12 protein-coding genes are annotated in these 12,663 nt (G+C 65.9%); 4 read left to right on the forward strand and 8 right to left on the reverse strand.

Annotation, left to right across the window (positions count from 1 at the left end; translation table 11 throughout):
• Positions 1–2 precede the first annotated feature (2 nt).
• The gene (locus ACTIF2_RS03960) at positions 3–608 is read right to left on the reverse strand and encodes a hypothetical protein (RefSeq protein ID WP_439495739.1); all 606 of its coding nucleotides are present in this window, start codon (positions 606–608) and stop codon (positions 3–5) included.
• Positions 609–884: 276 nt separating this feature from the next.
• Here ACTIF2_RS03960 and ACTIF2_RS03965 point away from each other — a divergent pair, with 276 nt between their 5' ends.
• From ACTIF2_RS03965 to ACTIF2_RS03975, 3 genes are read left to right on the forward strand one after another with little or no spacing between them, the layout of a single operon-like run.
• Entirely contained in the window at positions 885–1,532 is a 648-nt protein-coding gene (locus ACTIF2_RS03965) for a cupin domain-containing protein (protein ID WP_439495740.1), read from the forward strand.
• A 3-nt stretch (positions 1,533–1,535) separates the two neighbouring features.
• Positions 1,536–2,606 carry a Gfo/Idh/MocA family protein gene (locus tag ACTIF2_RS03970; RefSeq protein ID WP_439495741.1) on the forward strand — a complete coding sequence of 357 codons (1,071 nt, stop codon included), beginning with the start codon at positions 1,536–1,538 and terminating at the stop codon, positions 2,604–2,606.
• A 19-nt stretch (positions 2,607–2,625) separates the two neighbouring features.
• Complete coding sequence (locus tag ACTIF2_RS03975; protein WP_439495742.1) at positions 2,626–4,404, forward strand: phosphoenolpyruvate hydrolase family protein; 1,779 nt, start codon at positions 2,626–2,628, stop codon at positions 4,402–4,404.
• A 98-nt stretch (positions 4,405–4,502) separates the two neighbouring features.
• Here the strand turns inward: ACTIF2_RS03975 and ACTIF2_RS03980 are convergent, their stop codons facing one another.
• From ACTIF2_RS03980 to ACTIF2_RS04010, 7 genes are all read right to left on the reverse strand, one after another.
• Complete coding sequence (locus ACTIF2_RS03980) at positions 4,503–4,946, reverse strand: SRPBCC family protein (protein ID WP_439495743.1); 444 nt, start codon at positions 4,944–4,946, stop codon at positions 4,503–4,505.
• A 21-nt stretch (positions 4,947–4,967) separates the two neighbouring features.
• Positions 4,968–5,807, reverse strand: coding sequence for a phosphoenolpyruvate hydrolase family protein (locus ACTIF2_RS03985; protein ID WP_439495744.1), 840 nt, complete (start codon positions 5,805–5,807; stop codon positions 4,968–4,970).
• Between the two features lie 3 nt (positions 5,808–5,810).
• Entirely contained in the window at positions 5,811–7,019 is a 1,209-nt protein-coding gene (locus tag ACTIF2_RS03990) for a Tm-1-like ATP-binding domain-containing protein (protein WP_439495745.1), read from the reverse strand.
• A 10-nt stretch (positions 7,020–7,029) separates the two neighbouring features.
• The gene (locus ACTIF2_RS03995; RefSeq protein ID WP_439495746.1) at positions 7,030–7,752 is read right to left on the reverse strand and encodes a ThuA domain-containing protein; all 723 of its coding nucleotides are present in this window, start codon (positions 7,750–7,752) and stop codon (positions 7,030–7,032) included.
• A 31-nt stretch (positions 7,753–7,783) separates the two neighbouring features.
• On the reverse strand, positions 7,784–8,632 hold the full coding sequence (locus ACTIF2_RS04000; RefSeq protein WP_439495747.1) for a carbohydrate ABC transporter permease: 849 nt from the start codon (positions 8,630–8,632) through the stop codon (positions 7,784–7,786).
• Positions 8,629–9,513 (reverse strand): carbohydrate ABC transporter permease, encoded by an 885-nt coding sequence (locus tag ACTIF2_RS04005; RefSeq protein WP_439495748.1) that lies wholly within the window; start codon positions 9,511–9,513, stop codon positions 8,629–8,631. Before ACTIF2_RS04005 ends, ACTIF2_RS04000 begins: the two co-directional genes overlap by 4 nt.
• 66 nt (positions 9,514–9,579) lie before the next feature.
• Complete coding sequence (locus tag ACTIF2_RS04010) at positions 9,580–10,809, reverse strand: ABC transporter substrate-binding protein (RefSeq protein ID WP_439495749.1); 1,230 nt, start codon at positions 10,807–10,809, stop codon at positions 9,580–9,582.
• 478 nt (positions 10,810–11,287) lie between these two features.
• Between ACTIF2_RS04010 and ACTIF2_RS04015 the strand changes: the two genes are divergently transcribed.
• Positions 11,288–12,616, forward strand: a complete 1,329-nt coding sequence (locus tag ACTIF2_RS04015; RefSeq protein WP_439495750.1) for an ABC transporter substrate-binding protein — start codon at positions 11,288–11,290, stop codon at positions 12,614–12,616.
• Positions 12,617–12,663: the final 47 nt, after the last annotated feature.

Below are 12,663 nucleotides of genomic sequence, written 5' to 3' on the forward strand. Positions count from 1 at the left end.
TGTCAGGCCTCGTCGATCACCAGCGGCTGGCCCGGCCCCTGATGGCGCAGGATGAAATCGAACGGTGCTGTCTTCTCGGGTGCCAGGTCGATCTCCGAACGGGCGCAGAGCGCCGTGCCGAAACCGGCACTTCGCGCCTGCGCCAGGAAGGCGATCTCGCTCTCCAGGGTGAAGGAGAGCCGGCCGAAGGTCAGCGCGGTCGCGCCATCGAAGAAGCTGATGCTGGGCAGGTTGATCAGCCTGCTGACGCCCTTGTCGCGCAGGGGGCCGAATATCTGCGGGCCGGAGCGCAACCGATCGAGCGCGAAGACGCCGACATAGCAGCGCTCGCGCTGATCCGCCGGAGCCTTGAGTGCCCAGTCGCCGTCGACAAAGGCGTTGCAGTCATGGATCGGCAGCGCCGACAGCCACAGGCCAGCCGCAGGGTCGAGCCCCGCCAGCCAGGGACAGACCAGGACCAGCTCGTCCGCTGCAACGCCCTCCCAGTCCCGCTCCGAGCCTGTGACGATGCGGAACGGTCGCGACGGCTCTCCCGCCCCGATCGGTAGCCCCACCGTGCCCGGCACGCGCCGAAGCGATTGCGGCTTTGCATAGGTTGAATCGATCACGGCGCTCCTCCTTGGCGAAGGTTGCAGGCTCGCCTGCCCCGCGCCAGTCCCGGATGTCCTTGCCGGCTCCCGGCTTTCCCAATTCTACCCACCATTCCCGGTTTTATCCTATCCGCCCGATGGCGGCTCGGTCATTCTAGCCATGAAGATTCACTTCGGCCGCTCAAGGCTGCAGGCAGGGTCTTCGCCGGGAGGTTGCCAGGACGGGCTTGCGCGAGCGCGGCGATTTGCTGCCCTGCACCTCCGGTCGTCGTTTTTTTTCATGCCCAGTCCGAGGTGCCGATCTTGTCGCTCTTCCGCAGCCTTGAAGCGCCACCGGCCTGGTGTACGCTTCGCTCCTTCGAAATCATCGACCTTCCCGAGAACCAGACGACCTCCCGAAATCGGACGACCGCCAAGGAGCGCCTGCTCTGCACCGGCGGTACTGCTCAGATCATGGGGCCGGATGGCTCCGTCATCCTGAAGGAAGGTCAGTTTCTCGATATCCATGACAAGCCCGACTTCGGCGCCTGGAGCGTGACCGGCCATGGCGCCAAGACGCAGCTCGTGCGGCTGTGCGGCAGCTGGGGCAAGGATATCTCCGGCTGCGGCATCTTTCGTGTCGCCGACGAGCCGGAAGCGACCAATAACGGCGACCCGGTCTCCTACCCAAAGGCGACCCGCGTCGATTCGCACTACCATGATTGCGACGAGTACTGGCTCGTCCTCGAAGGCCGCGGCACCGTCGTCGTCGGCGACCGCTTCTTCGACAGCGGCCCCGGCGACTGCGTCGCTCTCGGCATGGGCCACCATCACGACATGGCGAGCGTCTCGGAGCCGGTGAAGGCCGTCTATTTCGAGACCTCGCTCGAGGGCCGCAAACGCGTCGGCCATCTCTGGAACCATACCCACGGCCCCGCCCAGCCCCAGCCCGAGAGAATCTGAACCATGACGAAAAAGGTCATCCATGTCGGCGTCGGCACCTTCGGCCGGCGCTGGTGCACCGAGTTCCTCGCCTCCAACATCGCCGACGGCACGATCGAGGTGGTGGCGCTGGTCGATATCGATCCGAAGGCACTCGAATTCGGCCGCAAGGCGCTGAAGCTGCCGGAAGCCGCCTGCTATACCGATCCCAAGGCCGCCTTCGCCGCCCACAAGGTCGATTTCTGCACGATCGTGGTGCCGCCGGGCTATCATGAGGCGGTGATCGACGTCGCTCTGGCGCATAATGTCGACATCCTCTGCGAGAAGCCGATCGCCGACACGATGGCCGCCAGCGCCCGCATCGCCCGCAAGGTCCGCGCCGCCGGGCGCAAGATGGCGGTGACGATGAGCCACCGCTTCGACCAGGACAAGACGACGCTGCGCCAGGTCATCCGCTCGGGCCAGCTCGGCCGGGTCAACAATGTCAGCTGCCGCTACTTCGCCGACATGCGCGAGCATCTCGCCTGGGGCGCCCTTTTCCGCCACACCATGCAGGACCCGCTGATGATCGAGGGCGCGGTCCACCATCTCGACCTCGTCGCCGATTTCGCCGGCGCGCAGTGCCAGACGCTGACCGCCTCGACCTGGAAGCCCGACTGGGCGAAATATGCCGGCGACACCGACGGCATCGTCATGATGACCTTCCAGAACGGCGTGCGCGGCCTCTACGAGGGCTCGTCTTCGGCTGCCGTCGGCCTCAACGATTGGATGAAGGAATATGTCCGGGTCGATTGCGAGTTCGGCACGGCGATCCTGAACAACCGCGAGATCGAGATCTTCTCGCGCAGCCAGCTCGTGCGCCAGCGCTGCCGCGAGGGCCAGGGCCAGAAGATCCAGCTCATCACTCAGCCGAAATGGCTGAACAACTGGCTGATCGAGAAATTCTGCACCTGGCTTGACGGCGGCGCCGAGATGGAGACCCATGTCGAGGCGAACCTCCACGCGGCAGCTCTGATCTTCGCGGGGATCGAGAGCGCGCGCAGCGGCAAGACCATCGATGTCCAGGACTATATCCGCTCCTTCGACGGATCGTAACGCCGGGGCCCCGGCTCGGATGGGGCCGGATATTTCAGGTGCCCAGCGGGAGCAGCCGCGCTTCATGGTCGGTGCCGCGATCGGCACCGGCATGGCGGCCCAGTCGGCGACGCGCGGCGGCGCCGATTTCCTGATCGCGCTCAGCGCCGGCAGGATGCGCTGCATCGGCGAGCCTTCGGTCGCCGCCATGCTGCCCTTGCGCGACAGCAACGAGTTCGTGCTGAGCTTCGCGCGCTCCGAGATCCTGCCGCGCGCCACCGTGCCGGTCTATTTCGGCGCGGCGAGCTTCGATCCGCGGCTCGACCTTGCCGAACTCGTCGAGCGCATCGCCAAGGCCGGCTTCGCCGGCATCGCCAATTTTCCGACCTCGATCCTGATCGACGGCCAGTATCGGGCCTTCCTGGAGCGCAGCGGCGTCGGCTTCGGCCGCGAGCTCGAATTGCTGCAGGTGGCGCGCGAGCACGGGCTCTCGACGCTTGCCTATACCCACACCGCTGAAGAGGCGGCGGAAGCCGCCAGGCAAGGCGCCGACATCGTCAATATCGATCTCGGCTGGAATGTCGGCGGCGTGCTCGGCGCAGTCTCGCATCTGCGCGTCGAGGATGCCGGCCTCATGGCCAATGCCATCGCCCAGCAGGTCCGCGCCGTCTCGCGCAAGGCGCGCTGCCTGGTCGAAGGCGGGCCGATCGTCAGCCCGAAGCAGCTGGAGGAGCTCTGCCAGATCGCCCGGGTCGACGGCTATATCGGCGGCTCGACCATCGACCGGGTGCCTTCGGAAAGCGCCATCGAGGTCGTCACCGCGGCCTTCAAGGCGATCGGCATGGCGCGCCAGCAGCCCGATGGGCTCGACAGCCGCTTCAACCCGCGGCGCTTCCCGCGCCCACTCTGGGGTCATTCGCAAGCGGCCGAGACCGCGCGCGCCCTGTTCAACCGGCTGGCCGCGACCGACGACCCCGTCGTCATCGCCGGTGAGGCCGGCACCGGCCGGCGCGAGATCGCCCGCGCCCTGCATCGCTTCGGGCCGCGCCAGGCGCGCGACATGGTCAGCCTGCCCTGCGCCAACCAAGGCGCCGAGCGGCTCAAGCTCGACCTGTTCGGCTGCATGGCCGGGATGCACCCGAGCGCCGTCAAGCACCGGCTCGGCTGGCTCGAGATCGTCCATTCCTCCTCGCTGCTCCTCGACGATGCCGACGAGATGCCGCTCGAGGTCCAGCGGTCACTGTTGGACGCGGTCGAGGCCGGCTCGTTCTGGCGCCATGGCAGCGAGACGCCGTCGCCGCTCAACGTCCGCCTCCTCGCGATTGCCGGCGAGGACCTGCGCCATCTGCCGGCCGACAGGATCGATCCGCGCTTCGCCGAATGGCTCGGCTGCTTCACCATCGTGCTGCCGCCGCTGCGCGAGCGCAGCGAGGACCTGCCCTCGCTGATCGACGAATCGCTGCGCATGATCGGATTGCGCCGGCAGAACGAGCCCAAAAGCCTCGACCCCGCAGCCTTCCGCGCGCTTGCCGCCCATCACTGGCCCGGCAACCTGCGCGAGCTCGATTCGGTCCTGGAGCAGGCCGTGCTGGCCTGTTCCGGCGGCGTCATCCTGGAGCAGCATTTGCCGCCGCTTGGGGCCGAGGCCGCTTCCTCGCCGCGGAATTTCAGTTCGGAGAAGGAGTGGATCTTGCACGGGCTGAAGCGCAACCGCTTCCGCCGCAGCCAGACGGCCGACTACCTCGGCATCTCGCGCAAGACCCTCTACAACAAGATGCGCATCTACGGGCTGCAATCGGCGGCCGGGCCGGAGGAATAGCCTTGGGTCATGGGCTCGCGCAACGTCGCCGTCATCCCGGAGCTACGCGGCTAGCGCCGCTTGTCCGGGATGACGGCACTTAAATTGGCTGCGCGGGATCACCCCCGCGCCTTCACTGCCTTCTCGAGCGCGATGATACCCTCGGCGAAGGTGTTGCGGCCGACCTTCTCCTTGATGTCCGCCTCGTCCGCCGCCGAAACGTCGAACTCCGCCATCCACTCGACGAATGTCCGGTTGCCCTCGGTGACCGGCTTGACACCGAAGGTCGCGACATAGTTCTCGATCGGCATCGGCGAGACGAGGATATTGTAGGTGAAACGGCGCTCCAGATCGCTGAAGGAGAGCAGCCGCTCGCGCAGATGCCCGCCATTGGTCAGCGTGAAATTGCGCACGCAGCCGACCCGGTCGCTCGGCAGACCGTCCTCGACATCGCTCTGGGCGATCAGCGGATGCCACTCGCCATGGCCGTTGAAATCGCGGGCATAGGCCCAGACCTTGTCGACCGGCGCATCGATGATCCCGCTGACATAGACTTTCGCCATTTCCATTTCCTCCTGTCGTCTCTATTCGGCGGCCTTCGCGATCGCCTTGAAGCTGCGGGTCTGGGCCGTCAGCGAGGCTTCTGTCGGCAGCCGCTCCATCGAGCTGGCGCCGTAGAAGCCATGGCAGTGACGGCATTGCGAAAGGATGTAGCGCGCGTCGTCGGGCGAGGAGATCGGCCCGCCATGGCAGAGGATGATGATGTCCTCGCGCACGGCGCGCGCCGCCGCCGCGATGGCGTCGATCCTCGGCACGCAATCGGCGAGGCTGAAAGCCGTCTCGGCCCCGATCGAGCCACCCACGGTCAGGCCCATATGGGCGACGAGAATATCGGCCCCGGCCTGGGTCATCGCGGCCGCCTCGGCTTCGTTGAAGACATAGGGCGTGGTCAGCATATCCTTCGAGTGCGCCAGGCGGATCAATTCGACCTCGTGCGCGTAGCCCATGCCGGTCTCCTCCAGATTGGCCCGGAAGACGCCGTCGATCAGCCCGACCGTCGGAAAATTCTGCACGCCGGAGAAGCCCATGCGCTTCAGTTCGTCGAGGAAGCTGTCGAACAGGCAGAACGGGTCGGTGCCGTTCACCCCGGCCAGGACCGGTGTGCGCTTCACCACCGGCAGCACCTCGCGCGCCATGTCGACGACGATCTCGTTGGCATTGCCATAGGCGAGCACGCCGGCGAGAGAGCCCCTGCCCGCCATGCGGTAGCGGCCGGAATTGTAGATGACGATGAGGTCGATTCCGCCCTCCTCCTCGCACTTGGCCGAAAGCCCGGTGCCGGCGCCGCCGCCGACGATCTTCTCGCCGCGGCGAACCATGTCTTGGAAGCGGTCGACCAGTTGCTGTCTCTGGAATGGGGGCATGGCTCAGGCCTCTGCTAGGGCTTCGTGCATCTGGGCGACGAGGGCGTCGGCGAATGCAGGGTCGTTGATGGCGTAAGGCAGGCGCAGCAGCGTGCGGCGCGGGCCCGGTTTGAGCGTGCGCTCCAATGCGTCGAACAATGCCGCATCGGCGGCTGGATCGTGGAAGGCCTGCCCCGGCAGATCGAGCAGCGAGACGCCGCCCTCCGGGATCAGGAAGCGCACCGGACCGTTGCAGCGATTGAGCCGCTCACCAAGCCAAGCGCCCATGCGGGCATTCTCCTCAGCCGTGGTCCGCATCAGCGTCACTTGCGGGTTGTGACGGTAGAACAGGCGGCCGGCATAGCGCGTGGGCACAGTCTCCGGCGGCCCGAAATTGACCATGTCGAGCGCCCCGCAACTGCCGACATAGGGTGTGCCCGTGCGGGCGAAGGCGCCGAGACGGTCCTCCGTGCAGGGGAAGATCCCACCCATCAGCAGGTCGCAGAGCTCGGTCGTGGTCGCATCGATCGCAGCATGGATCAGGCCGGAATCGACGAGCTTCTCCAGCGACTGGCCGCCTGTGCCGGTGGCATGGAAGACCAAGCATTCGAACCTGTCGGAGAGCTTGGCCACCGTTTGGTTCACGCAGGGCGTGGTGACGCCGAACATGGTGAGGCCGATCGAGGGCTTGTCGTCTGCCGCAGGGGCGATCGTCGCGGCACCTTTCACCATGCCGGCGACGGCATGCGCGGCATTGGCGATGACCAGCCGCGAGATCCGGTTCAGCCCGGCGATGTCGGTGACCGAATACATCATCGCGATATCGGTTGGTCCGACATAGCCGGCGACATTGCCGGAGCCGACCGTCGAGACCAGCAGCTTCGGCACGCCGACCGGCAGCGCCCGCATCGCCGGCGCGACCAGCGCCGTGCCGCCCGAGCCGCCGAGCCCGAGCACGCCGGCAACGTCATCCTGTGCCGCAAGGAAGCAGGCGAAGGCCTCGGTCATCGCCGCGATCGCCGTACCGCGGTCACCGGTGAAGACAGCCTTCTCGCCATCGGGGTGATGCACGGCAACTTCGGTGGCAGCGATATCGGCGGCATGGCCATGCGGCTGCGTCGAGAGATCGACGATCACAGCCTGCTCGCCCATGGCGCGGATCGCGTCGCGGGCATAGGCCAGCTCGGTGCTCTTGGTGTCGAGCGTGCCGGCGATATAGATGCGCTTGCCCATCGCACTGCCCTCAGATCGGCTCGAGCGACGGCATGATGCGCCGGTTCTGGAAGGGTTCGGCCTCCATCGCCACCGGCGCCGCCCAGCGCGCGGCGTTGGCTATGACCTTGCGGATCGTCGCGTCGTGATAGGTCGGGAAGGTTTCGTGGCCGGGGCGGAAATAGAAGATCCGGCCGCGTCCGCGCCGATAGCCACAGCCGCTGCGGAAGACCTCGCCGCCCTTGAACCAGCTCAGGAAGACGAGCTCGTCCGGCGGCGGCACCTCGAAGGGCTCGCCATACATCTCCTCGCGCCCGAGCTCGAAGAAGGGCGGGATGCCGGCGGCGACGGGATGGGCGGGATCGACCACCCAGAGCCGTTCCAGCTCGCCCTCGGCGCGCCAGCGCAAGGTGCAGGGCGTGCCCATCAGCCGCTTGAACACTTTTGAGAAATGCCCGGAATGCAGCACGACGAGCCCCATCCCGGCATTGACGCGCTCGCAGACCGCTTCGGCCAGCGCATCCGAGACCTCGTCATGATGGCGATGGCCCCACCAGACCAGCACATCGGTCTCGGCCAGACGCTTGGGGGAAAGCCCCTGCTCCGGCTCGTCCAGCGTCGCAGTCCGCACCCCTGCGATGCCGTTCTCGGCAAGACCGGCAGCGATCGCGCCATGAATGCCGTCTGGATAGATCTCGGCGACGGCCGGGTTCGATCTCTCGTGCCGGAACTCGTTCCACACCGTCACGCGCATCGTTCGAGCCTCCCAAACACATCTGCCCGGATCATTTGAGAGCTCCCGCCGTAAGGCCGGAGACGATGCGGCGCTGCATGGCAAGGAAGATCGCCAGAATCGGCAGGACGAAGATCGAGGAGAAGGCCATGACCCGGTGCCAGTCGGCATATTCGGCGCCGACGAAGCTGTAGATCCCGACGGTCGCCGGCTGCAGCTCCTGCTGGCTGAGCAGGGTCAGGCCGTAGACGAACTGGCCATAGGCCTGGACGAAGCAGAGCGTGCCGACGACGATCAGCGGCACCCGCATCAGCGGCAGCACGACGAGCCGGAATGTCTGCAGCCTGGTGCAGCCATCGACGAAGGAGGCCTCCTCCAGCTCGAAGGGCACCTGCCGGAACATCGGCCGCAGGATCACAAGCGCGAAAGCGAGCGTCTTCGAGGTCGTCGCCAGGATCACGGCGGCGAAGGTGTTGAGCAGGTCGAGCGAGCGGAAGATGATGAACATCGGCGTCGCCAGCAGCGCCTCCGGGAAGACCTGGAGCAGCAGCACGACCACGATCGCGACGTCGACCAGGCGGTTGCGCAGCCGGCTCATCGCATAGGCGCCCATCGCGCCGAGAATGAGCGTCAGCACGGTCACCGGGACCGCGATGGTCAGGCTGTTGCGCAGGTAGCGCAGCACGTTCTCGCGGACGAAGACGTATTCGAAGGCGGCGAGCGACGGCGCCCGCGGCACGAAGGTCGGCGGGTTGGCGAAGATCTCGGCCGAGTCCTTCAGGCCGGAGATCAGCATCCAGTAGATCGGGAACAGGTAGACGCAGACGCCGAGCGCGGCGACGGCCGTGACCGGCCAGCCACCGAAGGGCAGCACGCCGAGCTGGCGGAGCCTGACGCTCACGACGCCGTCTCCTGCTTCAGCGTGCGGACGTAAAGCAGCGCCACGCCGAAGACGATCAGGAAGGCGAAGGAGCCCATGGCCGAGCCGGTGCCGAAATCGAACTGCTTGAACGAGAACTGATACGAGAGCAGCGGCAGCACGTTCGAGGCGTCGAGCGGCCCGCCTTGTGTCATCGCGAAGATCAGGTCGAAGGCCCGCATCGTATAGATCGTCACCAGGCAGGCGACGGCGAGCAGCGCCGGCTTCAGCGCCGGCAAGGTGATGTACCAGAAGCGCGCCGCGCTGCCGGCGCCGTCGAGCGAGGCGGCCTCGTAGTGCTCCTTCGGGATCGTGGTCAGCGCAGCGGCGATCAGGATCATGCTGAAGGGCATGCCGAACCAGATATTGGCGAGGGTCACCGAGGTCAGCGCCACCGCCGGGTCGGAAAGCCAATGGATCGGCGAGCCGATCAGATGCAGGGCCGAGAGCACGGAGTTGGCGACGCCGTACTCGGTTGCGAAGATCCATTTCCAGAGCGCGCCGACAACCAGCGCCGGCAGCATCCAGGAGCAGAGCAGAAGGCCGCGCATAAAACCCGCTCCCGGAAAATCCTGGGCAAAGAACAGCGCCACGGCGAGACCGATCCCGACCTGGGCCACGACGTTGCAGCCGACGAAAAGCAAGGTGTTGACCAGCACCTTCCGGAACGACTCGTCGGCGATGACGGCGCGGTAATTGTCGAGCCCGACGAAGGGGCGGATGAATTCGGTGATGTTGCCGAGATTCACCTCCTGCACGCTCATCATCAGGTTGTAGGCGATCGGGAAACCGACGAAGCCGATGAGATAGAGGATCGGCAGCGCCAGGAAGACATAGAGCAGCGCTGAGGGAGATCCCGGCATGGGCTGTTTTCGCTCCGAACTCGGCTTGGACAGGCGGGAGCGGCACCGGCCGCTCCCCGTTCTCGATCACAACGGCGTTTTGGCCAGGATCGGCTTGATCTTCCGCGCCGCGTCGGCAAGCGCGGCTGCCGCGGGCTTGGTGCCGGTCACAGCCTCCTGCATCGCGATCTGGATCGCGCGCGAGATCTCCGGCCATTGCGGATGCGGACCACGGGCGCGGGCGCTCTCGAGCTGCTTGCGGTAGATGCCATAGGCCTGCGGCCAGAGCGGGTCGGAGACGGTGACGTCGGTGCGCGGCGCCAGCCGGCCGGTCTTCCAGCCCTCGTTCAGGATCTTCGGATCCGACATGAACTCGATGAAGCGGAAGGCCCCGTCGGCCTGCTTCGCGCCCTTGGGCACGACCCAGTCATAGCCGCCGAGCGCCGAAGCGGCGATGTCCTTGCCGGCCTTCATCGGCAGCAGCGCCAGGCGCCACTCGAACTTCGCCTCCTTCTGCAGGCGCGGCAGCTCCCATGGCCCGCACATCACCATCGCGGCGTTGCCGGCCATGAAGGTGTTGGTCACCTCGTATTGGCGCTGGTTGATGACATCGCGCGAGGCGATGCCGTCCTTGACCATGTTCGCCCAGAATTCGAGCGCCTCGGTCGCCTCCGGCGCATCGAGCTTGTCGACGGCGCCGCCGGCCTGGTGCAGGAAGGGCAGGAACTGGAACACGCCCTCCTCGGCCTGGACAGCGCTGAAGCCGAAGCCGTAGACGTTCTTGGCCGGGTCCTTCAGCGCCTTGGCGGCATCGAGCAATTCGGTCCAGGTCTTGGGCGGCTTGTCCGGATCGAGCCCTTTCGCCTTGAACATGTCGGCATTGTAGCAGAGCGCCAGGGTGTTGGCGTCGCGCGGCACGGCGAAGACGCGCTGCTTCCAGAGGCCCGAGGCCCATGGTCCCTTGAAATAGAGATCCGGCTTGACGATCGCGGATTTCGCCACGCGATCGGTCAGGTCGGTCAAAGTGCCCTGCGCCGAGAAACTGACGACCACCGGGTTGTCGAGCGTCACCAGATCAGGCACCGAGCCCGAGGCGATCGCCTTGATGAGCTCGGAATCCATTTGCGGCCCGGGCACGATGCGCGGGTCGATGCGGTATTCGCTCTGCGACTCGTTGAAGGCCTTGATGCCGCCATAGATCATGTCGGTCTCAAGGGTGAACGGGTGCCACAGGCTGATCGTCTTCGGTTGGGCGATCGCCGAACCGGTGAGAGCGCAGAAGATCGCGGCGACGAATAATCCTGACCTTGTCAGCACGATATCCTCCCTGGAGAGCTTTTCTGATTTTTGCGCTTGGGACGACTTCACCGGGGCGGGTCGGCTGGCGCAATCCCGTCCACTTCAGCCAATGTGTAAAACTGGGCAACGAGAAGGATCCTCGTTGTCAGCTTCAAATGGCAGGCCGATCGCCATCGCCGGCCACGCGCGTTATGCGATCTGTATCTCGTCACGTCCCCGGGGAGCTTGATGTCATCGCTGCGAGTGGTGCCGAGGTGAAGCGACCTGATCAGGCGTCATTCCCAATCGCACCTCACGGCGGATGCCAATCCGGACTGACATTAGCCGGCTGTCCGGAGGCAGACATCTGAGCCTACGGCCGCTGCCCGCGGCAAAGAGCGGGATGACATGCCTGCGCTTTTTGTGACAGTTTTGCGACGACGGCAATCCGGATTCCCGGCCTTGCCCTCTGCTGACCTCGACGTCGGCGGGTGAAGAACCATCAAGGGAGGACTGAATGTTTACACGCAGGATCGCGCTCGTCTCGGCGCTGGGGTTGGCCCTGGCGGCCTCGGCCGTTCACGCACAAGCGCCGTCGGGCAAGGTCACGGTCGTGACCTCGTTCTCGAAGGATGTCACCGACCCGATCAAGAAGGCCTTCGAGAAGGCCGTGCCGGGCGTGACGCTGGAGGTCCAGAACCGCAACACAAATGCCGGCGTGAAATATCTCGAGGAGACCAAGGCCAATAACCAGGTCGACCTGTTCTGGGCCTCGGCGCCCGACGCCTTCGAGGTGCTGAAGGGCAAGAAGCTGCTCTTAGCCTACAAGACGAAGGCGACCGGCATCCCGGACAAGATCGGCTCCTACCCGATCAACGATCCCGACGGCTTCTATTTCGGCTTCGCCGCCTCGGGCTACGGCATCATGTGGAACGAGCGCTACGCCAAGGCCAACAAGCTTCCCGATCCGAAGGACTGGCAGGACCTCGCCAAGCCGATCTTCTACGACCATGTCTCGATCGCCTCGCCCGCCCGCTCCGGCACGACGCATCTGACCATCGAGACCATCCTGCAGGGCGAGGGCTGGGAGAAGGGCTGGCGCACCATCAAGGAGATGGCCGGCAATTTCCGCTCGATCACCGAGCGCTCCTTCGGCGTGCCGGAGGCTGTGAATTCCGGCCAGGTCGGCGTCGGCATCGTCATCGACTTCTTCGCCTTCTCGGCCCAGGCCTCGGGCTTCCCGGTCAAGTTCGTCTATCCGACCGTGACCACCGTCGTGCCGGCCAATGTCGGCATCATCGCCAATGCCCCGAACAAGGCGGCGGCCGAGGCCTTCATCGAGTTCCTGCTTTCGCCGACCGGCCAGGAGGTGCTGCTCGATCCCGGCATCCGCCGCCTGCCGGTCAATCCGGCCGTCTATGCCAAGGCCGGCGCCGACTATCCCAACCCCTTCACCGATCCGCGCTTCCAGAAGATGATCGGCTTCGACGTCGACAAGTCGGAGACCCGCACCTCGGTCGTCGACACGCTGTTCGACCAGCTGATCTCCTTCCAGCTCGACGCGCTGAAGGGCGTCACCAAGACCTTGCACGAGGTCGATGCGGCGCTGGCCAAGAAGCCCAACGCCCAAGCCAAGGCGCTCGCCGACGAAGCCCGCACCCTGATCGCCGCCCTGCCGGTGACCGAAGCGCAGGCCGCGAGCCCCGAACTCCGCGGCGCCTTCACCGGCGGCAAGGAGAAGGGCGCGCGCCAGGCCGAGCTCGAGAGCCAGTGGGCGAGCTTCGCTCGCGACAACTACGCCAAGGCCAAGGCCAAGGCGGAAGAGGCGCTGAAGGCGGCGAAGTAGCAGAGGCGTCATTCTCGGGCGGCGCACATGCGCCGACCCGGGAATCT

Origin of the sequence: Allobosea sp., assembly GCF_051860145.1 — a bacterium.
Lineage (GTDB): Bacteria > Pseudomonadota > Alphaproteobacteria > Rhizobiales > Beijerinckiaceae > Allobosea.

Excerpts from the sequence above, each read along its gene's own strand:
- ACTIF2_RS03970 (WP_439495741.1), top strand. The coding sequence starts at position 1,536 with ATGACGAAAAAGGTCATCCATGTCGGCGTCGGCACCTTCGGCCGGCGC.
- ACTIF2_RS03975 (WP_439495742.1), top strand. The coding sequence starts at position 2,626 with ATGGGGCCGGATATTTCAGGTGCCCAGCGGGAGCAGCCGCGCTTCATG.
- ACTIF2_RS03980 (WP_439495743.1), bottom strand. The coding sequence starts at position 4,946 with ATGGCGAAAGTCTATGTCAGCGGGATCATCGATGCGCCGGTCGACAAG.
- ACTIF2_RS03985 (WP_439495744.1), bottom strand. The coding sequence starts at position 5,807 with ATGCCCCCATTCCAGAGACAGCAACTGGTCGACCGCTTCCAAGACATG.
- ACTIF2_RS03990 (WP_439495745.1), bottom strand. The coding sequence starts at position 7,019 with ATGGGCAAGCGCATCTATATCGCCGGCACGCTCGACACCAAGAGCACC.
- ACTIF2_RS03995 (WP_439495746.1), bottom strand. The coding sequence starts at position 7,752 with ATGCGCGTGACGGTGTGGAACGAGTTCCGGCACGAGAGATCGAACCCG.
- ACTIF2_RS04005 (WP_439495748.1), bottom strand. The coding sequence starts at position 9,513 with ATGCCGGGATCTCCCTCAGCGCTGCTCTATGTCTTCCTGGCGCTGCCG.
- ACTIF2_RS04015 (WP_439495750.1), top strand. The coding sequence starts at position 11,288 with ATGTTTACACGCAGGATCGCGCTCGTCTCGGCGCTGGGGTTGGCCCTG.